This window comes from Bradyrhizobium sp. LM2.9, from assembly GCF_054056555.1.
This window is the reverse complement of record NZ_JBSRYJ010000002.1, coordinates 1077010-1101549: the sequence shown is the minus strand read 5'-3', so window position 1 is coordinate 1101549 and position 24540 is coordinate 1077010. Positions and strand designations below refer to the sequence as shown.

The 24540-nt window shown below is 66.7% G+C and carries 26 protein-coding genes and 2 riboswitches; of the genes, 7 read left to right on the top strand and 19 right to left on the bottom strand.

Annotated elements, in window-relative coordinates; translation table 11 throughout:
• Positions 1-5 precede the first annotated feature (5 nt).
• Positions 6-578: a histidine phosphatase family protein gene (locus ACVWW3_RS06565; RefSeq protein WP_354105830.1), complete on the top strand. Its 573-nt coding sequence runs from the start codon at positions 6-8 to the stop codon at positions 576-578.
• Here ACVWW3_RS06565 and cobT read toward each other — a convergent pair whose 3' ends face one another.
• The 8 genes from cobT to cbiE form a co-directional block, all read right to left on the bottom strand.
• Positions 579-1631, bottom strand: a complete 1053-nt coding sequence (gene cobT / locus ACVWW3_RS06560) for a nicotinate-nucleotide--dimethylbenzimidazole phosphoribosyltransferase (RefSeq protein ID WP_247350189.1) — start codon at positions 1629-1631, stop codon at positions 579-581.
• A 15-nt stretch (positions 1632-1646) separates the two neighbouring features.
• Positions 1647-2405, bottom strand: a complete 759-nt coding sequence (gene cobF, locus ACVWW3_RS06555; RefSeq protein WP_456650557.1) for a precorrin-6A synthase (deacetylating) — start codon at positions 2403-2405, stop codon at positions 1647-1649.
• Between the two features lie 46 nt (positions 2406-2451).
• Positions 2452-3129 carry an energy-coupling factor ABC transporter permease gene (locus ACVWW3_RS06550; protein ID WP_247350185.1) on the bottom strand — a complete coding sequence of 226 codons (678 nt, stop codon included), beginning with the start codon at positions 3127-3129 and terminating at the stop codon, positions 2452-2454.
• A gap of 37 nt (positions 3130-3166) precedes the next feature.
• Positions 3167-3386, bottom strand: a riboswitch (cobalamin riboswitch).
• 45 nt (positions 3387-3431) lie between these two features.
• The gene (cobA, locus tag ACVWW3_RS06545; RefSeq protein ID WP_456650558.1) at positions 3432-4163 is read right to left on the bottom strand and encodes a uroporphyrinogen-III C-methyltransferase; all 732 of its coding nucleotides are present in this window, start codon (positions 4161-4163) and stop codon (positions 3432-3434) included.
• Positions 4160-5470 (bottom strand): cobyrinate a,c-diamide synthase, encoded by a 1311-nt coding sequence (locus tag ACVWW3_RS06540; protein ID WP_456671908.1) that lies wholly within the window; start codon positions 5468-5470, stop codon positions 4160-4162. Before ACVWW3_RS06540 ends, cobA begins: the two co-directional genes overlap by 4 nt.
• Positions 5470-6252 (bottom strand): precorrin-4 C(11)-methyltransferase, encoded by a 783-nt coding sequence (cobM, locus tag ACVWW3_RS06535; protein ID WP_247350180.1) that lies wholly within the window; start codon positions 6250-6252, stop codon positions 5470-5472. Before cobM ends, ACVWW3_RS06540 begins: the two co-directional genes overlap by 1 nt.
• A complete protein-coding gene (locus ACVWW3_RS06530; RefSeq protein WP_456650559.1) occupies positions 6249-6617 on the bottom strand; it encodes a cobalamin biosynthesis protein in 369 nt (122 codons plus the stop codon). Before ACVWW3_RS06530 ends, cobM begins: the two co-directional genes overlap by 4 nt.
• Positions 6614-7795 carry a precorrin-6y C5,15-methyltransferase (decarboxylating) subunit CbiE gene (cbiE, locus tag ACVWW3_RS06525; protein WP_456650560.1) on the bottom strand — a complete coding sequence of 394 codons (1182 nt, stop codon included), beginning with the start codon at positions 7793-7795 and terminating at the stop codon, positions 6614-6616. Before cbiE ends, ACVWW3_RS06530 begins: the two co-directional genes overlap by 4 nt.
• Between cbiE and ACVWW3_RS06520 the strand changes: the two genes are divergently transcribed.
• Entirely contained in the window at positions 7794-8540 is a 747-nt protein-coding gene (locus ACVWW3_RS06520) for a cobalt-precorrin-6A reductase (RefSeq protein WP_456650561.1), read from the top strand. The two genes, cbiE and ACVWW3_RS06520, sit on opposite strands and share 2 nt — an antisense overlap.
• Here the strand turns inward: ACVWW3_RS06520 and cobJ are convergent.
• The 7 genes from cobJ to ACVWW3_RS06485 are packed head-to-tail and all read right to left on the bottom strand — an operon-like array spanning position 8516 to position 16423.
• Positions 8516-9250 carry a precorrin-3B C(17)-methyltransferase gene (gene cobJ / locus ACVWW3_RS06515; RefSeq protein ID WP_456650562.1) on the bottom strand — a complete coding sequence of 245 codons (735 nt, stop codon included), beginning with the start codon at positions 9248-9250 and terminating at the stop codon, positions 8516-8518. The genes ACVWW3_RS06520 and cobJ overlap by 25 nt on opposite strands.
• On the bottom strand, positions 9247-9978 hold the full coding sequence (locus ACVWW3_RS06510) for a precorrin-2 C(20)-methyltransferase (RefSeq protein ID WP_456650563.1): 732 nt from the start codon (positions 9976-9978) through the stop codon (positions 9247-9249). Before ACVWW3_RS06510 ends, cobJ begins: the two co-directional genes overlap by 4 nt.
• Before the next feature lie 2 nt (positions 9979-9980).
• Positions 9981-10610 (bottom strand): precorrin-8X methylmutase, encoded by a 630-nt coding sequence (locus ACVWW3_RS06505; protein ID WP_456650564.1) that lies wholly within the window; start codon positions 10608-10610, stop codon positions 9981-9983.
• On the bottom strand, positions 10610-11773 hold the full coding sequence (cobG, locus tag ACVWW3_RS06500; protein ID WP_456650565.1) for a precorrin-3B synthase: 1164 nt from the start codon (positions 11771-11773) through the stop codon (positions 10610-10612). Before cobG ends, ACVWW3_RS06505 begins: the two co-directional genes overlap by 1 nt.
• Positions 11770-15018: a cobaltochelatase subunit CobN gene (cobN, locus tag ACVWW3_RS06495; RefSeq protein ID WP_456650566.1), complete on the bottom strand. Its 3249-nt coding sequence runs from the start codon at positions 15016-15018 to the stop codon at positions 11770-11772. The genes cobG and cobN overlap by 4 nt, the downstream gene beginning before the upstream one ends.
• A complete protein-coding gene (gene cobW / locus ACVWW3_RS06490) occupies positions 15018-16052 on the bottom strand; it encodes a cobalamin biosynthesis protein CobW (RefSeq protein WP_456650567.1) in 1035 nt (344 codons plus the stop codon). Before cobW ends, cobN begins: the two co-directional genes overlap by 1 nt.
• Positions 16049-16423 carry a DUF1636 family protein gene (locus tag ACVWW3_RS06485; RefSeq protein WP_247350160.1) on the bottom strand — a complete coding sequence of 125 codons (375 nt, stop codon included), beginning with the start codon at positions 16421-16423 and terminating at the stop codon, positions 16049-16051. The genes cobW and ACVWW3_RS06485 overlap by 4 nt, the downstream gene beginning before the upstream one ends.
• A gap of 95 nt (positions 16424-16518) precedes the next feature.
• A riboswitch (cobalamin riboswitch) is annotated at positions 16519-16738 on the bottom strand.
• Positions 16739-16778: 40 nt separating this feature from the next.
• Here ACVWW3_RS06485 and cobO point away from each other — a divergent pair.
• Positions 16779-17414: a cob(I)yrinic acid a,c-diamide adenosyltransferase gene (gene cobO, locus ACVWW3_RS06480; protein WP_354105825.1), complete on the top strand. Its 636-nt coding sequence runs from the start codon at positions 16779-16781 to the stop codon at positions 17412-17414.
• A gap of 10 nt (positions 17415-17424) precedes the next feature.
• Positions 17425-18873, top strand: coding sequence for a cobyric acid synthase (locus ACVWW3_RS06475; protein WP_456650568.1), 1449 nt, complete (start codon positions 17425-17427; stop codon positions 18871-18873).
• Here the strand turns inward: ACVWW3_RS06475 and cobD are convergent.
• Together cobD and cbiB are read right to left on the bottom strand one after the other, a co-directional pair.
• Entirely contained in the window at positions 18862-19827 is a 966-nt protein-coding gene (gene cobD, locus ACVWW3_RS06470; protein ID WP_456650569.1) for a threonine-phosphate decarboxylase CobD, read from the bottom strand. The genes ACVWW3_RS06475 and cobD overlap by 12 nt on opposite strands.
• An 11-nt stretch (positions 19828-19838) precedes the next feature.
• Positions 19839-20780, bottom strand: a complete 942-nt coding sequence (gene cbiB, locus ACVWW3_RS06465) for an adenosylcobinamide-phosphate synthase CbiB (RefSeq protein ID WP_456650570.1) — start codon at positions 20778-20780, stop codon at positions 19839-19841.
• Positions 20781-20901: 121 nt separating this feature from the next.
• On the opposite strand from cbiB, the gene cobU reads away from it, so the two are divergent.
• The 3 genes from cobU to bluB are packed head-to-tail and all read left to right on the top strand — an operon-like array spanning position 20902 to position 22821.
• Positions 20902-21405, top strand: coding sequence for a bifunctional adenosylcobinamide kinase/adenosylcobinamide-phosphate guanylyltransferase (gene cobU, locus ACVWW3_RS06460; protein WP_456650571.1), 504 nt, complete (start codon positions 20902-20904; stop codon positions 21403-21405).
• Positions 21402-22184 (top strand): adenosylcobinamide-GDP ribazoletransferase, encoded by a 783-nt coding sequence (cobS, locus tag ACVWW3_RS06455; RefSeq protein WP_456650572.1) that lies wholly within the window; start codon positions 21402-21404, stop codon positions 22182-22184. Before cobU ends, cobS begins: the two co-directional genes overlap by 4 nt.
• A 4-nt stretch (positions 22185-22188) precedes the next feature.
• Positions 22189-22821 carry a 5,6-dimethylbenzimidazole synthase gene (bluB, locus tag ACVWW3_RS06450; protein WP_456650573.1) on the top strand — a complete coding sequence of 211 codons (633 nt, stop codon included), beginning with the start codon at positions 22189-22191 and terminating at the stop codon, positions 22819-22821.
• Positions 22822-22839: 18 nt separating this feature from the next.
• Here bluB and ACVWW3_RS06445 read toward each other — a convergent pair whose 3' ends face one another.
• Both ACVWW3_RS06445 and ACVWW3_RS06440 read right to left on the bottom strand, forming a co-directional pair.
• Positions 22840-23544 (bottom strand): ShlB/FhaC/HecB family hemolysin secretion/activation protein, encoded by a 705-nt coding sequence (locus tag ACVWW3_RS06445; RefSeq protein WP_456671907.1) that lies wholly within the window; start codon positions 23542-23544, stop codon positions 22840-22842.
• The gene (locus ACVWW3_RS06440) at positions 23481-24539 is read right to left on the bottom strand and encodes a ShlB/FhaC/HecB family hemolysin secretion/activation protein (protein WP_456671906.1); all 1059 of its coding nucleotides are present in this window, start codon (positions 24537-24539) and stop codon (positions 23481-23483) included. Before ACVWW3_RS06440 ends, ACVWW3_RS06445 begins: the two co-directional genes overlap by 64 nt.
• Between the last annotated feature and the right edge of the window lies 1 nt (position 24540).

Here is a 24540-nt window from a genome sequence, read left to right as displayed (position 1 = left end):
TAAGCATGGAAGGCGAGACCTTCCTCTGGCTGATACGGCATGCGCCCGTCGACGGGATCGCCGGGACGATCCATGCAGCCGATGCGCCGGCCGATCTCGGCGGTCGCGCGCAGTTGGAGGCGCTGCGGCAGCGTCTGCCGCAGAACGCCACGAGCTTTGCGAGCCCGTCGCGGCGCACGGTCGAGACGGCCCGCGTGCTGGGGCTAGAACCCGAGTTGGTGGGCGAATTCAGCGAGCAGGATTTCGGTGCCTGGACCGGTCGTCGGCATGACGATCTCGCAGCGACCGGAGGAGGCGCCTATGCGCAGTTCTGGAACGATCCGGCGCACGGACGGCCGCCGGGCGGCGAAAGCTTTGAGGATCAGGTCACGCGCGTCCGGCTGGGGCTCTCGCGGATCGGAGCCGGATCGGCCACGCTCGTCGTGCATTCCGGCACCATCCGCGCGGCGCTGTGCATTTCGCTGGATCTGACGCCTCAAGCGGCCCTGCGCTTTGTCATCGATCCGCTGTCGCTGACCCGGATCGACCGGCTCACGACCGGCTGGCGCGTCGTCTCCGTCAACCAGCGGATGCTTTGATCAGGCCGGACGATCCGGCACATTGGCCTGCGCAAAGGTCGCCATGCCGTTGTGGAGAGCGCAGGCGGATCGCACCAATGGCAGCGCGATGGCCCCGCCCGATCCTTCGCCGAGCCTGAGATCGAGGCTGATCAGCGGTTGCACGTTCAGCGCGCGCAGCACCAGCCGGTGCCCCTGCTCCGCCGATTGATGCGATGACAACAAGAATGGCTGGCAAGAGGGGTTGAGCCGCGTCGCCGCCAGCGCCGCCACCGACACGATGAAGCCATCGAGCAGCACAGGGATGCGGCGCTGCGCAGCCGCAATGATGGCGCCGCAGATGGCTGCGATTTCGAGGCCGCCGACGGCGCACAAGATTTTCTCGGGCGAAGCGCCCGCAACGCCATGGTGTGCAATCGCAGCGTTGATCACCCGCGCCTTGTGCGCACGGCCGGCCGCGTCGACGCCGGTTCCGCTGCCCGCGATCTCCTCGGCACCCATGCCGAGCAGGCTCGCCGCAATCGCCGCCGATGTCGTGGTATTGCCGATGCCCATCTCACCGAAGATCAGGAGATCGGGCTTGCTGGCCGCGGCGCGAGCAACTGCGCGCTGACCGGCTTCGAAGGCAAACGCCAGCTCCGCGGGGGTGAGCGCAGCTTCGACGCTGAAATCCCGCGTGCCGCTACGCGGCTTGTCGGTAACGATTCCCGCCATCTCCTGCTGCGCCAGCGTGCCGGCGTCGACGACCTCCAGGTTTGATCCCAGTTCACGCGCAAGCACCGAGATCGCGGCGCCGCCGGAGGCAAAATTCGCCAGCATCGCGATGGTCACTTGTTGCGGATAGGCCGAGACGCCCTGCGCGACAATGCCGTGATCGCCGGCGAAGATGATGATCGGCACCCGCGCCGCGCGCGGCTGCTCAGTTGCTTGCAGGCCCGCAAGCTCGATCGCGAGCTGCTCGAGCCGTCCGAGCGCGCCGGCCGGTTTCGTCAATTGCGCCTGCCGCGCGACCGCCGCCTCGCGATGGACTGCCGAAATATCGGGGCACTGTTGGTAGACCCATTCGGGGAGCATGTTGCCTCGCTTGCCTTACGGCCTGCGCTTGAGGATGTAACTGTCCATGATCCAGCCATGCCGCTCGCGCGCCTCTTGCCGCACGGCGACGATACGCGGGCCGATCTCGGCCAGCACGCCGGACATGATGACCTGATCCGGCATGCCGAGATAGGCGCCCCACCAGATGTGAAGCCCTTCCGGATCGAGCGACTGGAACGCCGTGCCGCCGTCGAGCATCACCACCACGGTATCGACACCTTGCGGCCAGCCGCCATCGCGCAAGCGGCGGCCCGTCGTCACCAGGAATGGCTCGCCGATATCATTGAGCGGTAGCGCATGCGCCGCGCACAGCGCCTGGATCGAGGTGATGCCGGGCACGACCTCGATCTCAGGCAAGGGATTGAGCCGCCGCGCAATGCGCAGCGAAGAATCATAAAGCGATGGATCGCCCCAGATCAGCAGCGCGACCTTGCCGTCAGCTTCGAGATGATCTGCGATGGCCTGCGACCAGGTCTCGGCCACGGCATCGTGCCAATCGTCCACGCCCTTGCGGTAGTCCGCTTCAGCCGCATCGCGCACGGGAAGATCGAACTCGGCGATGCGCGTCGTGTCGCTGGTGAGCACATCCGCGCAGATCGTCCGCCTGAGATCGGCGAGATCGGCGAGATCGGATTTTGCGGTCCCCTTGCGGGGGATCAGGACGAGATCGGCCGCGTTGATCGCAGCGATCGCGGCGCGCGTCAGCTGCTCGGGATTGCCGGGACCGATGCCTATCAGGGAGAGCGTGAACATCGAGGCTGCGAAGGGCGACCATGACAGCCGCCCATTCGCTTGTCTCTCAGGCCGCGCTATGCAAACGCGGGGTGACGAGGCCGGGCGCGGTGACGCCGCGCAACGACTTTGCCAGCGCCAGCACGCCGAGATCGGCGAGCGGCTCGATCACGATGACCAGCGCGTAGGACGCCGCGAACGTCGCGATGTTGGCGAGGTTGGTCGCGCCGAAGCCGGAGCCATAGAGCGCCCAGAACGCCACCCAGGCGATGACGCCGAACTGATACGTCGTCGAAAGCGCCAGTGCCTGGCGGTACTTCAGATCGACATAGGCGGTGTTGCGCGAAATGATCCGCGTGGCGATCGCCTGGATCGCGAACAGCGGCACCAGGAGCGTGGTGACGTTCATGCCATATTGCGGCAGGTCGGGCGGCTCGAAGAAGATGCCCTGGAACAGCAGGCCGAACGCGAGGCCGAAGGCCGCTGGCGCAGCACCGAACAGCAGGAACAGGGTCGAGCCGAGGATGAAGTGCACTTCGGACACGCCGACCGGGAAGTGCGGCAGGATCTCGAAGAAGACGAACACGAGGCCCGTGGTGGCGAGCGTGCGCGCCGCGAACGACGTGATACCCTGCTCGCGCACGGTCTCGACCGCGAGCTTCAACGCAACGCCGCCGACGGCGATGCCGGTTGCGTAGCTCAACACGAGCTTGGCGTCCGAGACTAGTCCGGGTTCGATATGCATGGCTCAGATCCTTCTTGCCGTCACACCCGACGGCCTTGGCCTAAAAACGTGCAGGGCCGGTCTCCTGGCTCGCGGTTCACTGGGAGTCTCCGGCCTTCCCGAACCTTGCGGCCCAGTGGCTGATCGAAGTCCCTCACCGCTTACAGTCGCGGGGGCGGCTGGGGTTTTGGGCGCCGCAACTGGGTCCGCCCATCCCCATTCCCGATTATGCTCCGGCGCTTTGCGCCGCGTCGAGCACCATGCGTCTCCTGTGTGCCCCTTTCGCAAGCCGGGCGTCAAGGGGCGAAGGGCGGCCGAGGCCGTCATGAGGGATAATCCCCCGCCAGCGCGCCGAACAGGATCACGGCCGCCGTGGAGGCCGCCCCGCCCCGGGCAAGCTGCTCGGCAAGCTCCAAAATGGTGGTGCGGACCAATCGTTCATCGGGACGGCCGAGGGATTCTGCGAACAACGCCGGCGTGGTTGGGGAGAGCCCGTGCTCGATCAATTTTGCGACAAGCACCGGAAACGTGCGGCGGCCCATATAGACCACGGTCGTCGCCTCCGGATCGGCCAGCGCCGCCCAGTTGAGGTCTGGCGGCAGCTCGCCCGTGACGTCCGCGCCGGTAATGAACTGCACCCGGCGCGAGGTATGGCGCCGGGTCAGGGGAATCCCGGCCTGGGCCGCAGCGACGCAGGCCGTGGTGACACCCGGAATGATCTCATAGCCGATGCCCGCTTCGCGCAGCGTCTCGAGCTCCTCCTCGAGCCGGCCAAAGATACCGGCATCGCCCGACTTCAGGCGAACTACGCGCACACCGGTTGCGGCGTAGTCGACCAGGAGGCGGTTAACGTGGTGCTGCTTGGTCGAGGGCCGCCTTGCCCGCTTTCCCACCGCGACGAGATTGGCGCCGGGACGGGCCAGATCGAGGATCGCGCCCGAAGCAAGATCATCATAGAGCACGACATCGGCCTCGCGCAGCCGCGCGGCACCCTTGAGCGTGAGGAGCTCGGGATCGCCGGGGCCGGCGGAGACGAAGGAGACAAAACCGCTCACCGGTCCTCCGCGATCAGATGAAAGAACGTGCCGGTGGCTTGTCCCCGCCGCGAGCCGGTCTCGGTGATGACCGCACCTGTCGCGTCGTGCACGACCGCCAGCGGCGTGTCGGGCTGCGCGAGGATCGTCGAATAGTGGAATTCATGCCCACGTAGGCGTGCACCCGCCTGATGACCCGGCATCGGCGCTGTGAGTTCGGCCAAGCGATAGCCCAGATGCATGCGGCGTTTGGCAAAGCTCGTCTCCAGGCCGAGCAAGCCCGTCATCTCGTGACGGATACCGTCGGCATCGGTCAAAGCGGTACCCAGCACCATATAGCCTCCGCATTCGCCGTGCACCGGCCGCGTCTCTGCGAAGGCGCGTAATCCGCTGCGGAAGCGCGCATTGCCGGCGATCTTCCCGGCTTGGAGCTCAGGATAACCGCCGGGCAGCCAGCACACATCGGCGCCCGGATCAGGACCTTCGTCAGCCAGCGGCGAGAATGTCGATATCTCCGCACCCGCCGCGCGCCACGCTTCCAGCATATGCGGATAGACGAAGGAGAACGCAGCGTCACGGGCAAGCGCAATGCGCTGGCCGGGCGGCGTCACGTTCACGCCGCCTGCGGCAGGTTGCGGCGACCAGCTGGCAGCCGATTGCAGCACCGCATCGAGATCGACATGCTCGGCGACGAAGCGGGCGGCCTCGTCGATCAACTTGCCGATCTCCGCTTGCTCCTCGGCCTGCACCAGTCCGAGATGCCGCTTCGGCAGGCTGATCTCGGCATGGCGCGGCAGCGCGCCGAACACGGCAATGCCGGCATCCAGCAGCGCACGCCGCACGAGGGCTTCATGGCGCGGGCTGGCAACGCGATTGAGCACGACGCCTGCAAGGCGCACGCCGGGACGATAGTCGCGAAGGCCTGCGGCGATCGCTGCCGCCGTCTGTGCCTGTCCCGAGGGATCGATCACCAGCAGCACCGGCCAGTCCAGCATCTCTGCAATGTCGGCGGTCGCCCCGGTACCGCAGACGCCCCGCGCGGCGACGCCGTCGAACAGGCCCATCGAGCCTTCGGCCAGCACGACATCGGCGTCAGTGCCGCGGCTGACGAGATGCGAGATCGTCCCGCGATCCATCGCCCAGCTGTCGACATTGACGGAGGCGCGTCCCGTGGCGGCGGCATGAAACGCAGGATCGATATAGTCAGGGCCGCTCTTGAAGCACTGCACCCGCAATCCGCTATTGCGCCAGGCGCGAGCGAGCGCCAGCGTCAGCGTCGTCTTGCCGACGCCCGAGGCCGGCGCGGAGATGACGAGCCCTGCCGCCATCACGACACCTCCGGAAAGCGCGGCTCTGCGCCCACGGGGCGATAGCGGCGGTCATAGTCGGCAGCATAAAGGCGGCTCTCGGAAAAATCCGCCGAGCCCAGCGTCTTGCCGACCAGGATAAGCGCGGTGCGCTCCATCTCGCCGCCGACAGCAGCGTCGAGTGTTGCGAGCGTGGCGCGGACGATGCGCTGGTCGGGCCAGCTCGCACGCCAGACGATCGCGACCGGGCAATCCGCGCCGTAATGCGGCGTCAGCTCGGCGACGATCTTGTCGAGCAAATGGATCGACAAATGGATCGCGAGCACCGCGCCGGTGGCGGCGAACGCGGCGAGCTTCTCACCTTCGGGCATCGCGCTGGCGCGGCCCGGGGTGCGCGTCAAAACCACGGTCTGGGCAAGGCCGGGCAGCGTCAGCTCGGCCTCCAATGCGGCTGCGGCGGCCGAGAAGGACGGCACGCCGGGCGTGACGGTGTAGGGAATGCCGAGCGCGCGCAGGCGGCGGAGCTGCTCACCCATCGCCGACCAGATCGAGAGGTCGCCCGAATGCAGCCGCGCGATGTCCTTGCCGTCGGCATGCGCGGCAGCGATCTCCGCGACGATTTCGTCGAGCGACAGCGGCGCGGTGTTGACGATGCGCGCGCCGGGCGGGCAATGCGCCAGCACGCCCTCCGGCACCAGCGAGCCGGCATAGAGGCAGACCGGGCACGTGGCGATCAGATCGCGGCCGCGCAGTGTCAGCAAATCGGGAGCGCCCGGTCCGGCGCCGATGAAATGCACCGTCATGCGCCGTCTCCTTCCGCGATCGCCGCGGTCGCGGTGCGATCCTGCGAGACCACTCGCGTCGCGATCAGTCGCGCGCGAGGTCCGGCTGCCGCGAGCGCTGCGGCCTCGGCGACCGATCCCGTCCCGAACTTTTCCGCAACGAGTTCTGACTGTGTCGGCGTATCGATGCCGGCCAGCATTTCGGCGGCGATCGCCTTGATCGGCACGCCGCATTCGTGCGCGAGCTGCTTGAGGGCTTCTGCCTCGGCTTTGTCACTCACAGTCGCGATTGCCGCGAGGCGTTCGGAACCACCGGCCGCCAGCAGCGCCTCACGCAGCGACGCCAGCGTGACATCCTTTTTGAATCCGAGCCCGGCGACCTTCATCGGACCGCGCTCCATTGCACCACGGGCCGCACCGCCTCCCAGGACCGGTAGCGGCCGAGCGGAGTGGCGTGCGCAATCTCCACCCGCATCAATTCGCCGCCGTGGCGCTGGTGCAGCTCACCGAGCAGCGCTTCCGTCTCCAGCGTCACCGCATGCGCAACGAGCCGCGTTCCGGGCACGAGGCGCGACCAGGCGGCGTCGAACATCGCGACGTCGAGACCGCCGCCGATGAAGACAGCATCCGGCACTTCCAGCGCAACCAGAGCTTCGGGCGCTTTTCCCGCGATGACTGTGATCCGATGTGCCAACCCGAACGCCGCAGCATTGTTGCGAATGTTCGCGGCACGATCCTCGCGCGCCTCGACCGCGATCACCGTACCGCCGCACAGCGCCCACTCGACCGAGATCGAGCCCGAACCGGCGCCGATGTCCCACAGCCGTTCACCGGGACGCGGCGCCAGCGCCGAAAGCGCGAGCGCACGGACCGGACGCTTGGTGATCTGGCCGTCATGGACGAAGAGATCGTCTGATAATCCCGAGCTGCGAGGAAGGCCCTGCATGCCCGCCGCCTCAACGGCCACTGCAACCAGGCTCTCGGCAAGATCACCCGCAAAGCTATCGGCGCGATGCTCGTTGATATCTTCGCGCGGCCCGCCGAGCGCGGCGAGCGTCCAGAATGACGAGGCACCCCAACCGCGCGCCGTCAGCCATTTCGCGAGATCGCCGGCCGCCTTGCTGTCGCGTACGAGGCAAATAATGCGCGCACCTCGCGCCAGATGCGGCACGAGACGCTCGAATGGCGCGGCGTGGAGACCGAGACAGGCAATTGCTTCGACGCGCCAGCCGAGCCGTGCGGCGGCGAGCGAAAACGTTGACGGGGCCGGATGCGCGACCCACTCGCCGGCGTCCAGCTTCTCGGCGAGGCCCGCGCCAGCGCCGTACCAGAACGGATCGCCGGAGGCGAGCACCGCCGTCGGGCGGCCGCGGCGGCTCAGCACGACATCTGCATCGAACGGCACGGGCCATGGGCGACCCCGGCTGGTCACACCGGCAAGCGCGAGGTGCCGTTCCCCGCCGAAGACGGTTTCAGCATTGGCAAGCGCCTTTCGGCTTGCTTCGGACAGCCCGGCAAGGCCATCTTCGCCGATACCGATAATGGTCAGCCAGGGATCAGCCATGACGCGCGCCCTCATTCTGGGCGGAACGGCCGACGCAAACCTGCTCGCGGCGGAGATCGCGCGCGCAGGCATCGATGCCGTGTATTCCTATGGCGGCCGCACCCGTGCGCCTGCCAATCAGCCGCTGCCGACCCGCATCGGCGGTTTTGGCGGCGTCAGCGGACTTGCTGACTACATTCGCCGTGAAGGCATCACGCATGTGGTCGATGCGACGCACCCCTTCGCGGCCGAGATGAGCCGCAACGTGATCGAGGCGTGCGCGGAAACCGGAACGCCGCTGATCGCTCTTGAGCGTGCGCCATGGACCAAAGCGTCCGGCGATAGCTGGATCGAGGTCGCAGACGTCAACGCTGCCGTCGCCGCGCTGCCCGAGGCGGCGGAAAATGTGTTCCTCGCCATCGGCCGCCAACACATCGCGCCATTCGCGGCCAAGCCGCAGCACGCCTATACGCTGAGATTCGTTGATCCGCCCGAAGCGCCGCTGCCCTTCGCCGCGGACGTCATCGTGTTGCGTGGGCCGTTCACGCTTGAGGGCGAGCTGGAAATGATGCGCGCGCGAGGTATCACCCGGATCGTCGCCCGCAATTCCGGCGGCGACGGCGCGCGCGCCAAAATCGACGCGGCCCGCAGGCTCGGGCTGCCCGTGATCATGATCTCGCGACCGCACCTGCCGGAACGATTGCGGGTCGAGAGCGTGGCCGAGATCATGCAGTGGCTCGGTCATCGGACCTGCCTCGGCGCATAGACCCAGCGGCCGACGCGGCGGGTCTGCGAATTACCGACGATCACCAGCGTGCGCATGTCGGCCATCTCCGGCGTCGCCTCGTTCAGCCTGACGGTCTCGATCCTTTCATCGGCGGCGCTGATCGCGCGCGCGAAGATCACGAGGCGCCCGCCGCAGCCGGCCTCGTTCAGCACCGCAAGCGCACGGCCAAACCCTTCCGGCCGGCTCGCCGAGCGCGGATTATACATCGCAATGGCAAAGTCGGCTTCCGCGGCGAGCCGCAGGCGCTTCTCGATCACCGCCCACGGCTTGAGATTGTCCGACAGGTTGATCGCGCAGAAATCATGGCCAAGCGGCGCGCCGGCGCGCGCGGCAGCCGCCAGCATCGCGGTGATGCCGGGCAGCACACGGATCGGCAGCTCTTGCCATTGCGGCGCCTGTTCGAGCGCCTCGAATACGGCAGACGCCATCGCGAAGACACCGGGGTCGCCGGAGGACACGACGACGACCTGGCCGCCTTCGGCCGCGAGCCGCAAGGCCTCGCTCGCACGCTGCAGCTCTTCGCGATTGTCGGAGGGATGCAAAATTAGCCCTGCCCGCGGCGGCACCCGCGCGACATAGGGCGCATAGCCCAGAATGTCAGTCGCGGCGGCAAGCGCGGCGGAGACCTCGGGCGTCACCAGCGCATCGCTGCCCGGCCCGAGGCCCGCGATGGTCAGCGTACCCGTCATTCGGCCGCGTCCAGTTGCCGGCCCTTGCCGTGCACGAGCACGATCGCAAAATAGGGACAGTCGGCGGCATCGATCTCCGCGAGCCGCACCACGCGCTCGCCCGGCATGGTGCCGCGCTCGACCAGCCAGGCATCGTCCAGCCGTCCGGCGGCAGCGAGCGCGCGGCGCACCTTTGCGAGATTGCGCCCGGTCTTCATGATCACAAGTGCATCGGAATCGCGCATGCGGCGTGCAAGCTCGTCCTCGGCGAGCGTGCCCATCAGCACCGTCGTCACGTCGTCGCCGAGCGCGATCGGCTGTCCGACGCCATTCCAGCAACCGACCATGCCGGGAATGCCCGCGATCACCTCGATCTCGACGCGGGTTTGCAGGCGCGTGTGTAGATGCATGAAAGAGCCGTAGAAGTAAGGATCGCCCTCGCAGAGCACGACGACATCGACCCCGCGCGCCAGCCGCGCCAGGCGTTCCGCCCATTCGTCGTAGAAACCGGAAAGCAGCTGGACGTATTCAGGCGTGTCGAAGGCGATCTCGATCGTAACAGGATATTCCATGGGATATTCGGTGACGTCGGCAGCCAGCATGCCCTCGACGATGCGGCGCGCCTGGCCGGGCCGGCCCTTCTTGCGGAAATAGGCAACGTGCTTCGCGCCGCGTACCGTGCGGTCGGCGCGCACGCTCATCAGATCGGGATCACCGGGGCCGAGACCGCAGCAGATGATGCGTCCCATCCCTATTCGCTCCGGCTCGCCAGCGCGTTCACGGCGGCGACCGTGATCGCGGAACCGCCGAGGCGGCCCTCGACCGTGAGCGCCGGCACCGGCGGTTCGGCCATCAGCGCAGCCTTGGATTCGGCGGCGCCGACGAAGCCTACGGGACAGCCGATGATCGCCGCTGGCCGGGGACAGTCGCGGTCCTCCAGCATGTTGAGCAGATGAAACAACGCGGTCGGCGCGTTGCCGATCGCCACGATCGCGCCATCGAGATGCGGGCGCCACAATTCGAGAGCCGCGGCCGAACGGGTGTTGCGCATGGATTGCGCGAGCGCGGGAACGGTCTCGTCGCCCAACGTGCAGATGACAGCATTGGCCGCGGGAAGCCGCGCGCGCGTAATTCCTTCGGAGACCATGCGCGCGTCGCACAGGATCGGTGCGCCCTTCTGCAAGGCTGCGCGCGCGGCTGTCGCCATGCCGGGCGTGAAGCGGATATGCGCCTCCAGGCCAACCATGCCGGCGGCATGGATCATCCGCACCACCACCTGCTCCTCGTCCGGCGTGAAGCGCGCAAGATCGGCTTCGGCCCGGATGGCCGCAAAGGATTGTCGGTAAATCGCCGCGCCGTCGGTCTCGTACGAGTGCGGCATCAGTGTCCCCCCATCAGGATTGAGGGATCTCTGACGATATCGTCGCGGCTCAGCCCCCGCAGGATGGGCTCATCGCGTGTCGACCCACCGCGCACGAGATCGAAGCCTGCGCCGGTCGCGACCAGAGTGATGGCGGCCGCACCGGAATGGGCGCAGCCCTTGGCGCAACCAGAGACGTGGAGCCGTGCGGCCGCGCCGATGTTCGGAGCCAGGGCCGCGGCCAGATCGCGGGTATCGGCATGCGCCTCGCGACAGCGTGGCGCACCGCTGCAGGCGATCACGCGCAGCGCAGGATCGTGGGCCTCGGTGATCAGGCCAGTCGCGTTCGGCATCACGCGCTTGCCTTCGCTCAAAACCATCCGCCAGGGCGTCATGCGCAGCGCATGTCCGAAACCGGCGAACTGGTCGAGCGTCGCATGCGCCATCTGTCCGAAGGCGACGCCGACCATCGCACCTTGCGAATAGAGGCCGGGACGCGCCGCGGCCATGATCGGCGCCGGCTCGGCAGCGCCGAGCAATGCCGCCGGCAGGATTGCACCGGCGGCCAGATGCGCCGCCATCCGCCCTCGCCCGCCCCTGGCGCCGCCTGAGATCGCGAACCAGTTGGCGAGCGCGAGCGCGGTGGTCACGGCTTCGCCGCGCGCGACGGAGCGGCCGAGTTTGTCGCCATCGGCCCGCACCAGCAGTCCGCCGGATCGATCGCGTTCGATTCGTACGTCCGCGGAATCGCCCGCAAGCACGCGTGAGGTGCCGTCATCAATGGCGAAGCCGAACTTGGTTGGAAGTTCGAGCTTGCTGTCAGCGAGCGCCTCCTCAAGCTCGGCGGCGAGCGATTGTGTCGTGTCTCCGGCACGCCAGAACGGCGTCACAAGAATGTTGCGACGGGATTCGGTGTCAGAGTCGGGGTCGAGCAGCGCCAGTTCCGAAAGGCCGTCGAGCAGCAGCCTGTGGCTGGTGTCGCTGACGCCCCTGATCTGGAGATTGGCCCGACTGGTCACGTCGATCAGGCCGTTGCCATGGCGTTCGGCGAGACGGGCCAGTCCGGAGATTTGTGCAGCATCGAGCCGTCCGCCGAACGGACGTACACGAACCACGAGCCCGTCGCCCGATTGCATCGGGCGCAGCGCGCCGGGACACCAGCCCTTGACCACGGAAGCGCTCATGACGCCTCCCGCAGCGCAGCCGCGATCGAATTGCGGCGCGTTCGCCAGAGCGAGACCTCATGCAGGCGCGTGAAACATGTCTCCATCGCTGCCAGCGCTGCCGGATTTTCGCGGGCCATGAAGGCGCGGACGTCGTCATGGCCAAGCGTCGCATCATAGTAGAGGTCGAACAGATGCGGCGGCACCGCGCCGGCCAGATGCGCGAAGGCCGCCATGTGCTCGAGCGTTGCCGTGATCTCGGCCGCCCCGCGAAAACCGTGGCGCATCATGCCGGCGATCCAGGCCGGGTTGGCCGCGCGCGCGCGGACCACGCGCGAAATCTCCTCGGTCAGCGTACGCGCATGCGGCTGCTCGGGTCGCGTCGTGTCGAGATGATAGAGCGATGGTCCTGCCGCGCCGAGATGCGCTGCGGCCGCCGCAATGCCGGCTTCATGGGCGGCATAGTCGGCCGCGAGCAGAAGATCGGTTTCCGGCAAATCTTGCACGTGCACGAAAGCATCGGCGGATGCGAGCCGCGATTCGATGCCGGCGCGATCGGGCTTGATCGCGCCGTCCGCGGAGAACGCCCAGGACGATGCCGACAGCCAGGCTTCGCCGGCGGCTTCGCGCGTCTCGGGCGTGAAGGCGTCAGGGATCGCCGAGAGGCCGACGCCGTATTGTCCGGGGCGCGGCGCGAACACGCGCGACGTACGATGGCGATACGGATTTTCATCGCCCTCGTCCTCACGGGTCGCCAGCGCCTCGGAGGCGGCTTCGAACAATTGCGCGAGGCCGGCGAAGACATCGCGAAACAGGCCCGAGACACGCAGCGTGACGTCGATGCGGGGCCGGCCAAGCTCGGCCGGCGCGATGATGTCGTAGCCGGTCAGACGGCCGGAGGCGTGATCCCAGCGCGGCGAAAGACCGGCCAGATGCAGCGCCATCGCAAACTCTTCGCCCGCGGTACGCATCGTCGCCGAGCCCCAGAGATCGACGACAAGGCCCTTCGGCCAGTCGCCGTGATCCTGCAGGTGACGACGTAGCAATTCTTCCGCGAGCTTGACGCCCTGGGCATGCGCCGACGGCGTCGGCACCGCGCGCGGATCGACGGCAAAGAGATTGCGTCCGCTGGGCAGCACGTCCTGACGCCCGCGATAGGGCGAACCTGACGGCCCCGGCGCGACACGCTGTCCTGCAAGCGCGGCCCGCAAAGCGTCTCGTTCCGCGTCGCCGCAGGGTCCGCGGCCGAACACGTGCAGGCCGTCGCCGAACTGGCTTTCCTTGAGATCGCAGACGAAGCGGTCGATCCGCGGGATCGCTTCGGCCGGTGCGGCCGCAGCATCGAGACCAAGATCGTCTTCGAGGCCTGCCGCGCGCGCCTCATCGCGGATCGCGGCGATCAGACGCTGGCGGCGGGCGGGATCGAGGCCATCGGCCGTCGAATATTCGTCGAGAAGCTGTTCGAGCCTGCGCAGCCCGTCTGGCACCACTGATGCTGCCAGCTGTGGCGGCAGATGGCCGATCGTGACGGCACCCAAACGCCGCTTGGCCTGCGCGGCCTCGCCAGGATCATTGACGATGAAGGGATAGATGACGGGCAAATCGCCGATCAGGGCTTCCGGCCAGCACGTCTGCGACAGCGCCACGGATTTTCCGGGCAGCCATTCCAGCGTGCCATGCGCGCCCATGTGCACGACGGCATCACAGCCCTGCCCCCGCAGCCAGAGATAGAACGCGACATAGGCGTGGCGCGGCGTGCGGGCGAGATCGTGATAGTCGGAATCGCGCGTGGTCGCATCGCCACGCTCCGGCTGAACTGCGATGATCGACCGGCCGCATTGAATCGCGGCGAAATGGAACGCGCCGTCGCGACAAGACGGATCGGTCGCCGGTGCACCCCAGGCTTGCGCGAGATCATCCTGCAAGACTTGCGGAATGCGCGCGAGCGCCGCGCGGTAATCGGCAATGCTCCAGCTCAAGGTCTGCTTGAGCAGCGTTTCGCCGAGTCCATGGACCGGCGCGACATCGAAGCCGGCCTCCGCGAGGTCGGACAGCAACGCTTCGACCGAAGCAAGCGCATCGAGACCGACCGCATGCGCGATCTGGTGCGGACGACCCGGATAGTTCGAGAGCACGAGCGCCAACCGCTTGCCGGCAGCCGGCTTCTCGGCAAGGCGCCGCCAGGCTGCAACGCGCGCGGCGACGGCGTTCACGCGCTCTTCATCCGCGCGATGCGCAAGATGCGAGAATTGCAGATCGGGATCGCGCATCGCGGCCGATTTGAAGCTCACCACGCCCGCGAACAGGCGGCCGTCGACCTCGGGCAGCACCACATGCATCGCGAGATCGCCGGGCGACAGACCACGCAGCGACTCGGTCCAGTCCTCGCGCCGCACCGATGAGAGCGCGACCTGGAACACCGGACAGGATGCAGCATCGAACGGCGTCGTGCCGTCCTCGCCCATCGCCGAGAACGCCGTCGCATTGACGATCGCAGCCGGAGGGTTCTTCGCGAAATACGTCCCAAGCCAATCCGCAACGCCTGCAGCCTTCAGCGAGGTGACGAATACGCCATGCGCATCAAATCCCTTCTCGCGCAGCGCGGCAATCAGGGCATCGACCGGGGCGGTGTCCGCGGCGGTGAGATAGGAGCGATAGAACGTCACCAGCGCGCGCGGCTTCCCCTCGGAGGCCGACGGCGCCGCAATGACGCCCCGCCCGGGGTCGTAAAAACCCATCTCGGGAACGTTCATCTCGCCGATAACCGGCCCGGCATAGAGACCGGAGGCCAGCGCGAGCTGCGCGATCGCCGCCTGCGCCGCGACAGGACCGCCGGTGTCGCAGAGCACCTTGAGCCGCCGCAGCGTCGAGACCGGCAAGGTCGAATACGCATCCAGCCGCGTGTCGTCGCGGCCGTCGGCCGGCAGCACGGCCAGCACGATGCCGCGATCCCTAGCCAGTTGCTGCAGGGCCGCGAGCCCATACGCCCAATAGGACTCACCGCCGATCAGACGCACCAGAATGCCGCGCGCCTGCGACAGCGTGCGCTCGATATAAGTGTCGATCGAAAGCGGATGACGGAGCTCTGCGAGATTGACGAGCCGCAGCGATGGCAGAGTGTCGCGGCCACGGCGCCAGCCGGCCGCGAACGCCGCAAGATCGGAATCCGAATACGAGAGCACCACGAGATCGGCCGGATCCTGGCCGATGTCCCTTGGCGTCGCGGTCTCCTCGAGACCGCGGCTCTCGCGGAAGACGACGTGCATCAGATACCGAGTCCCGCCTTGATCGCGGCTTCATCAATATTTCCGTGCTCGCCGATCACGACGAGCTTTGACTGCCTGTGACCCGCGCCCCAGGGCTTGTCGAACTGGTGGCGGACGCGTTCACCGACTGCTTGCAACAACAAGCGCATCGGCTTGCCCGCAACCGCGATGTAACCCTTGGCGCGCAGCACGTTTTGCTCGCGTGCGAGACGCTGGACCGACGCGACCAGCGCATCGACATCGGCGACTTCAGGAAGATCGATCACGACCGAAGCAAAATCATCGTGCTCGTGCTCTTCCTCGCCGTCATGATGCGAGGGGCGCGCAGCAAGATCATTCTCGGCGGCAGCGCCGAGACCGAGGATGAGGCGCGCGTCGATCGCACCATCGGTCACCGGCAACATCGGCACGCAACGCGGCATCTCGGCGGTGATCGCCGCCTTGGCCGCTTCGAGGCCTGCCGCGCCCGCAAGATCCGCCTTGGTCAGCAGCACGATGTCCGCGCAGGCGATCTGGTCCTCGAACACCTCCGACAGCGGCGTCTCGTGATCGAGATTTTTGTCCGCCGCGCGCTGCGCTTCGACAGCAATCGCGTCGGGCGCGAAGCGACCAGCGGCGACAGCTTCGGCATCGGCCAGCGCGATCACGCCGTCGACCGTGATGCGCGAACGGATCTCCGGCCAGTCAAATGCCTTCAGCAACGGCTTTGGCAGCGCCAGGCCCGAGGTTTCGATCAGGATGTGGTCGGGCCTTACCGGCCGCGACAGCAACTTCTCCATGGTCGGAATGAAATCGTCGGCAACGGTGCAGCAGATGCAGCCATTGGCGAGCTCGATGATGTTCTCTTCCGGACAATTCGCGTCGGCACAGGATTTCAGGATCTCGCCGTCAACGCCCTGGCTGCCGAACTCGTTGACGAGCACCGCAAGCTTCTTGCCGTTGGCGTTGGCGAGCAGATGCTGGATCAGCGTCGTCTTGCCGGAGCCGAGAAATCCCGTGACCACCGTGACCGGGACTTTTGCGAGCGAATTCATTCGGCGGCCTCCGGCACGACGGCCATGGGGGGAATGCGGGCAAGCGATTGCTTGCGGAAGATCTCGGGACGGCTGCGCCAGGGCACGAGGCCGTCGGGCGCGGCGGCATAGGCGGCGGCGCCCGCGACCACGTCGGGCGCATTCGCATCCGACAGGCGACCATAGACATAAGACCAGCGGCCGGGCGCGCTGAGCGCGACCGAGCAACCCTGGCTGCATGCAGACAGGCATTCGACGGGAACTACATTGACGCCGTCGGGCACGCCGGCATCAAGGATCGCACCATGCAGGCGCTTGCCGGGTGTCGCCTCGCCCTCGCCGAGCGTCTCCCCGGCACGGCAGGTGATGCAGACGTGAAGTGTGACGGTCATCGCCTCTTCCAGAATAAATAGCGGGAAGCGAAGAGGCGCACGAACCATTCTTGCGAAGGCCCGCTTCCCCGTCGCGGAACACCCCGTCCGCCGGTCCAAAATCGTCCGCGCTGGCAGGTCTCCCGGCTTCCGGAGCAGGGTTTCCCCCTTCGATCCCCGCCTTCCCGATCCCCAAGGGGGTCAGTGGCTTCGGGCATCTCTCCGGTCACGGTCGCGGGGGCGGCTGCATTTTGGAACCAAATCTTGCCGATTCGGACCCTATCGCATTCCCTCTTCGCCTGTCGTAGGACAGGAACCAACGCCGGGCCACCATTTGCCCCCGGCCGCCTCTTGTCAAGCCGAAGGACCCCGTCCGATGACGCCTGAACCGGATACCCAAACGGTCGACGAGACCGACGCCCGCCACGCCTCGAAAATGGCGAAGAAGAAGGTCGCCCGCGACAAGATCATGGCGACCAAGAGCGGCGAAAAAGGCCTCATCATCGTCCATACCGGCGCCGGCAAGGGCAAGTCCTCCTCCGCCTTCGGCATGATCGTCCGCTGCGTCGCCCACGGCTTCCCCTGCGCGGTCGTGCAGTTCATCAAGGGCGCCTGGGATACCGGCGAACGCCGCATGCTCACCGGCCATTTCGGCGACCTCTGCCAGTTCCACGCCATGGGCGAAGGCTTCACCTGGGAGACGCAGGACCGCGCCCGCGACATCGCCGCAGCGCGCGCCGGCTGGGAGAAGGCCAAGGAGCTGATTCTCGACCACAACCTGCGCATGGTCGTGCTCGACGAGATCAACATCGCGCTGCGCTACGACTATCTCGACATCGCCGAGGTCGTCGATTTTCTGGCTACGCAGAAGCCGCCGATGACGCATGTCGTGCTCACGGGACGCAACGCCAAGGACGAGCTGATCGAGATCGCCGATCTCGTCACCGAGATGACGCTGGTCAAGCATCCCTTCCGCTCCGGCATCAAGGCGCAAGCCGGCGTCGAGTTCTGAGCACGACGCGATGGCGCGCGCATTGATGATCCAGGGGGCCGGCTCGGACGTGGGCAAGTCGCTCATCGTCGCCGGCCTCGCGCGCGCCTTCACGCGACGCGGCCTGCGCGTGCTCCCGTTCAAGCCGCAGAACATGTCGAACAATGCGGCCGTGACCGTCGACGGCGGCGAGATCGGCCGCGCCCAGGCGCTCCAGGCGCTCGCCGCCGGCGTCGAGCCGCACACCGACATGAACCCGGTGCTGCTGAAGCCCGAGACTGATGTCGGCGCGCAGGTGATCGTGCAGGGGAAACGCATCGCGACCGCGCGCGCGCGTGAATATGCGGCGATGAAGCCGTCATTGATGGGCGCCGTGCTGGAGAGCTTTGGGCGGCTGAAGGTGCGCGCCGATCTCGTGCTGGTCGAAGGCGCCGGCAGTCCGGCCGAGGTGAACTTACGCAAGGCCGACATCGCCAATATGGGTTTTGCACGCAAGGCTGACGTGCCGGTCGTGCTGGTTGGCGACATCGACCGCGGCGGGGTCATCGCGCAACTCGTCGGCATCAAGACGGTGATCGACCCGGACGATGCCGCGATGATCCAGGGTTTTGTCATCAACAAGTTCCGCGGCGATCCCACGCTGTTCGACGACGGCTACAAGCTGATCGAGCAGAAAACATCATGGCGCGGCTTCGGCGTGCTGCCCTGGTTCACGCGCGCCGGCGAGCTGCCGGCCGAGGATGCGCTGGGCCTGAGCGATGCGCGCAAGCCGGGGCAATGCAAGATCGCATGTCTCGCGCTGTCGCGGATCGCCAATTTCGACGATCTCGATCCGCTAAAACTCGAACCTGGCGTCGATCTCGTGATGGTGCGGCCGGGCGAAGCCATCCCCGGCGACGTCAGGCTCGTCATCATTCCCGGCTCGAAATCCACCCGCGGCGACCTTGCCTTCCTGCGCGCGCAGGGCTGGGACATCGATCTCCTGGCGCATTACCGCAGAGGCGGCCATGTGCTCGGCCTCTGCGGCGGCTATCAGATGCTCGGACGCAGCGTCACTGATCCCGATGGGATCGAGGGCTCCGCCGGCGACACACCCGGTCTCGGACTTCTGGACGTAGAAACGGTGATGAGCTCGGAGAAGACGCTGACGCGCATCGCGGCCGTGCACGCCGCCACCGATCAGCCGATCGAAGCCTACGAAATCCACATCGGCCGCACCGACGGGCCCGACCGCGCGCGGCCATTCGCAAAGCTGAATGGTGAACCGGAAGGCGCGATCTCGCGCGACGGACGTGTGCAAGGCAGTTATCTGCACGGCCTTTTCAGGTCGGATGATTTCCGCAAGGCGTTTTTGGCAAAGCTAGACATTCCCGCAGGCGACGAGCCGTATCACGCCAGGATCGAGAGTGCGCTCGATGCCCTCGCCGATCACATCGAGCAGCATCTCGACGTCGACGGCCTGCTCGCGCTAGCGCGCTAGAGCCGCGGCCAGACGCGTCCATTCGGATTCGCTGCCCGGAAGCCCGAGGCGTAGCCATGTCGGCTCTCGCGCGAACACGCGCGACCAGATCTGGCTACGCGCCAGCGTTTCCTGCGCGGCGAGCGCGTCGGGTGTCTCGTAGAGACGAAACAGTGGCGTCCCGCCAACGAGCGTCCAGCCTTGCGACTGCACCATGGCGTCGAGACGAACGCAGTCTCGCGCGAGCCGCGCGGACGTGGCTTCCGCCCAGGCATCGTCACGCAGAGCGCGGCAGCCAATCGCGATCGCCGCTCCCGAGACCGGCCACGGCCCCGACAACGCCGCGAGCCTGGCAATATCGGACGAATTGCCGAGCGCAAAGCCAAGCCGCAGGCCGGCAAGGCCATAGAACTTTCCGAAGGAGCGCAGGATCAGCAGCCCCGGCCGATCTGCTTCCGGCGCGAGCGACAGTTGCGGGTCCATATCGGCAAAACTCTCGTCGATGACGAGACGGCCGACGCGCGGCAGCAGCTCCAGCAAATCCTTTGACGGATGGCACCGGCCGTCGGGATTATTGGGATTGACGACAATGGCGAGGTCCGCGCCGGCCAGCGCCTCGAGCGCGCTGACCTCTTCCACCTTCCAGCCCGCAGCCGAGAGCACCCCGGCATATTCGTTGTACGTCGGCGCGAGGATGCGCGCGCAGCCGGGTGGTGCGAGTTGCGGCAGCAATTGAATTGCGGCCTGTGCGCCGCCAAGCGCAACGACCGCCGCGCTGGTGCGGTAAGCGTGCCGCGCCGCCTGATGCAGCGCCTCGATCTCGGATCGCGACGGTAAGGCATTCCATGCGCGCGAGCTCACCTCGCCCACGGGATAAGGCAGGCGGTTGATCCCCGTCGACAGATCGATCCAGTCCTCCGCGCGTCCGCCGAAACGCTGCTGGGCCAGATCGAGATTTCCACCGTGCTCGCGCATGCGCTGTTCTTTCACGCGAAGACCAGGATCGCAAGGATGCCGGCGAGCAGCAGCATGGCGCGGCGGTAAACCGTCAATCCCCGATCGACGTCGGCAGCAAGCGGATCGCGCGCACCTTCGTTCAGCCATGGCTCGTTCGTGGTGCTGCCGTGATAGATGCGCGGACCGCTCAGCCGCACACCAAGCGCGCCGGCCATGGCCGCTTCCGGCCAGCCGGCATTGGGCGAGCGATGTCGGCTTGCATCCCGCATCATGCACGACAGCGCCTCCGATCGTTTTGTTGCCAGCAGCACGAACAGAAACCCGGTCAGCCGCGCTGGAATGAAATTGGCGACATCGTCGATGCGCGCCGCCGCCCAGCCGAAGGCTTCGTGCCGTTCGTTGCGATGACCGATCATGGAGTCCAGCGTGTTGATCGCCTTGTAGCCCAAGATGCCGGGCAGACCGAACAGCGCGCCCCAGAACACGGGTGCGACAATGCCGTCGGATGCATTCTCGGCGAGACTCTCGATCGCCGCGCGCGCGATGCCGGCCTCGTCGAGCGTCATGGGATCGCGGCCAACGATGCGCGAGACCGCGTCGCGTGCGGCGGCGATATCACCGGCCCGCATGGGATTTGCGACGGCAGCAACGTGGTCGAGCAAGGAGCGCAAGGCGACCAGCGGCCAGGCCAGGACGCCGACCAGCACGACCTGGATCCAGCCCAAGGGAAGCAAGGACTGAAGCGCCCAACCGAGCGCGACGGCGAGCGCGATCACGACGAGTGCGCCGGCAACGCCCGCGGCCCGGCGAAGCGCCGGCGGATCGGACGCACGATTCCAGGCGCTGTCGATGGCAGAGATCAGCCGGCCCAGCCAAGTGACGGGATGGCCGATCCGCGCGAACAACCACGACGGCCAGCCCAACAGGGCATCCACCGCCATCGCCACGACCATCGCACCGGCAAAACCCACGCACGCCTCCTGTCCCGCCCCTGTTGCGCAAACCCCGGCCGGAGCGCAAGCCCCCGGCTGGCGGATTTCGGCTTTGTCTTTGCCCAAGTTTGGTGATTAGTGCTGGCCGACAGGAGACTTTATGGTCGTCATTTTGATCACCGGCGGAGCACGGTCAGGCAAGAGCAAGCGTGCGGAAATGCGCACGCGCTCCTTTCCCGGGCAGCCGGTCTATGTCGCAACGGCCGAGGCTCTCGATGCGGAAATGGAGGCGCGCATCGCCAAGCATCGCGCGCGCCGCGGAACCGACTGGATGGAACGCGAAGTGCCGCTCGATCTCGTGCCCGCGCTCGTCGCAACCGACGGCGGCGGCGCAAGGCTGGTCGATTGCCTGACGCTGTGGCTCTCCAACCTCATGCACGCGGGACGCGACTGGGAGCGGGAGATGACAGAGCTTGCCGGCTCCTTGCCCCGCCTGAAGAGCCCCGTCGTCTTCGTCACCAATGAAGTCGGCCTTGGTATCGTGCCCGACAACGCGCTGGCGCGCAGCTTTCGCGATGCCGCCGGAATCATGAACCAGGCCATCGCGGCGTTGGCCGACGAGGTCGAGTTCGTCGTCGCCGGCCTGCCGATGAAACTGAAATGACGCCGCGCGCCGAGCTTCTGCGGGACATCATCGCCGATCTCAGGATCGCGGCGTCCTTTGTCACGATCCTGCCGGCGGCATCGTCGAAGCCAGCCGGCGACGGGGCCATCGCGCGCGCGACCTGGGCGCTTCCCGTTGCGGGGCTGGCGGTCGGGCTTACCGGCGGTTTGGTTTATGCGATCGCCAGCCGGTTCGGTCTGACACCGAACCTTGCCGCCCTGCTCGCGCTGGCCACGACCGCGCTCGTCACCGGCGCGCTGCATGAGGACGGCCTCGCCGATACTGCTGACGGACTCGGCGGCGGCCGCACCCGCGAGCGCAAGCTCGAGATCATGCGCGACAGCCGGATCGGGACCTATGGCGTCTGCGCGCTGATCCTGTCGTTCGGTCTGCGCTGGAGCGCGCTCGCGGCGATCGCCAATCCGTGGGCAGTCATGCTCGCACTGTGCGCTGCGCACATCGCGGCCCGCGCGGGCGTGCCCGCCTTCATGTCGCTGGTCGCGCCTGCACGAACTGACGGCTTGTCGGCAAGTGCGGGATCTCCGCCGGGCCGCAGCATTGCCATCGCCATCGCTGTTGGAACGCTCGCGCTCGCCCTTACGCTCGGACCGGGCAAGGCGCTCGTCAGCCTGATCCTGCTCTCCCTCGCCGGCCTGATGCTGGCGCGACTTGCCATCCGCCAGATCGGCGGGCAGACCGGCGACATCCTCGGCGCGTTCGAACAGACCGGCGAGATCCTGATCCTGCTGGTTGCCGCATCCCTCCAGATCGGACGCTGACGTCATGGTCGAGTTCGACGACACCTTCCGCCAACACTTGCGCGAGCTGTTCGTGTGGCGCCGGGACGTGCGCCGCTTTCGCAGCGATCCTTTGCAGGACGGCGCCATCGATCGCCTGATCGAGACGGCCTGTCTCTCACCCTCGGTCGGCCTCAGCCAGCCCTGGCGCTTCGTCATCGTCGATGACGCCGCACGGCGCCGAGCCATGATCGACGACTTCAAAGCGTGCAACGCCGATGCGCTGAATGCCTACGCCGGTGAGCGCGCAGCGCGCTATGCCACGCTGAAATTATCGGGTCTCGAACAGGCCCCCGGCCACCTCGCCGTTTTCGCCGACAAGGCCAGCGACATCGGTCACGGCCTCGGCCGCGCGACGATGCCGGAGACGACGGAATATTCCGTGGTTGCCGCAATCACCGCGATGTGGCTCGCCGCGCGCGCCGAAGGCATCGGGCTTGGCTGGGTATCGATCCTCAATCCGGATCGCATCCACGCCATTCTCGACGTGCCTGATACCTGGAAGTTCATCGCCTATCTCTGCATCGGCTATCCCGAAGTCGAATGCGACCAGCCCGAGCTGGAGCAGGCGAAATGGGAGCAGCGCCGCGGCGCGGAAGAGTTCACGTTGCGGCGCTAAGCGCGTCCCCCATACGCCCTACGACTTGCTCCTGCCGGCAATTGCCGCCACCGGCGCGGGACTTTCCTGCTTCTGGAACATCAACAACGGCCGGAGAATGACGCGGCCATAGGCTTCGTAGTGGTTCTGGGTCGAGACGGCCATCTTCAGCGGCGTCGCATAATTGGCCTCGAACGTCAGGAACGACGCGTAGGTCCAGGAAAAGCCGACGCCGACCGAGCCCAGTTCGGTGATGCCGGGAAATGTCGTCGAATATACCGCGCCCCAGTCGGTGAAGATGTAGGCGTCAAATCCCCTGAGCCATGACGACCAATTGTAGTGCAGCTCGGCGTTGAAGTAGTAGCCGCTGTCACCGGACGCCGAGTTGGAGGGATAACCGCGCACGGTGGTGGGGCCACCGATCGAAAAAATCTGGTCGCCCGGCAGCAGCTTTTCCTGCGTGTATTGCCAGCTCGCCAGCACATTGGTGCTGAAATTCGCAGGCCCCGCGGCGCTGGTCGCGATCAACGAGCCGGTATAGGTGTTGAACGCGCGGTTGTTGCCAAGCACATGGTCTTGCCACTCGATGTAGTTCACGGCCGGCGAGACCGTGATCGAATAGGTGTTGCCGGAATTGGTCACCGAGAGGCCCGCCGTGGCCTTATCGTAATGATCCTGGGTCACGGCCACCGTGGCGAAGCGGCTGACCGTCTTGCCCTCGGTCTCCGCGGCGTTGAGCAGCACCAGCCAGTTCTGGGACACCCAGACCGAGGCTGGCTGAAATTGACCGCGGCCTGGCTCGAGCGTCCGGTGACGTCGAGCGCGACGAACGGGCCCTGGATGATCTTGATCTTGCCTTCGGTGTAGCTGACGCCGACGCGGCCACCCCAGGGATTGACCGGAACGCTGTAGGCGGCGTTGCCGTTGAGATTACCGTCGGAACGGACACCATAGAAGGTCAGGCGGTCGTCGACGCCGAACAGACCGTGGCGCTTGTAGAAGGCCCCACCCTCCCAACGCCCGGTGTTTTCCGCGCCCTGGTTGTCGGTGAAAAGCTGCAGGGTGTCGATCGGCGGCTCGATCACCACGAATTGGAGATCGGTCAGGCCGAAGCTCGTGCCGGGCTGGAGCAGCGCCTTGATCTGCACGTCGTTGGTTCGGTTGAACCAGATCACATCGCGATTGAGTTTTGGAACGTCGAGGACCTCGCCTTCAGGCTCTTTCACCCGCTGAAGGATGTAGTCGGTGCGGGTCTGCTTGTTGCCCTCGATGGTCGTCTTCTGGAGCCGGCCTTCGGTCAGCTTGACGCGGACGATGCCGCCCTTGGCATCCTGCTCGGGCAGCGTCGCTATGCCCGTGACGATGCCGCGCTCGGTGTAGATGGCATTGATGTCGGCGACGAGCTGCAACAGCGAGGCGATGTCGACGTTCTTGCCGACATACTTCTTCGCGATCTCGTCGAGCTCGGCCGGCGTGATGAACTTCGAGCCGTCGAACTCGACCTTGCGCAGGCGGAATTTGGGGCCGCCCGGCTTCAGGAGCTGGGACTTTTGCCGCTCACCGCCGATCACCGCCGGCCCGTTGAGCTTCGGCGGCGCGCTCTGCTGTTCGAGCTGCCGGCGCTGCCGGTCGACGTCGTTCTGGATCACGCCGGGATTGATCGAAGGCACCTGCGCGCGTGCGGGAGCGATGCAGCAAGCTGCCAGCCCAACCCCAAATGCTGCCCCCAGAATCCGCATT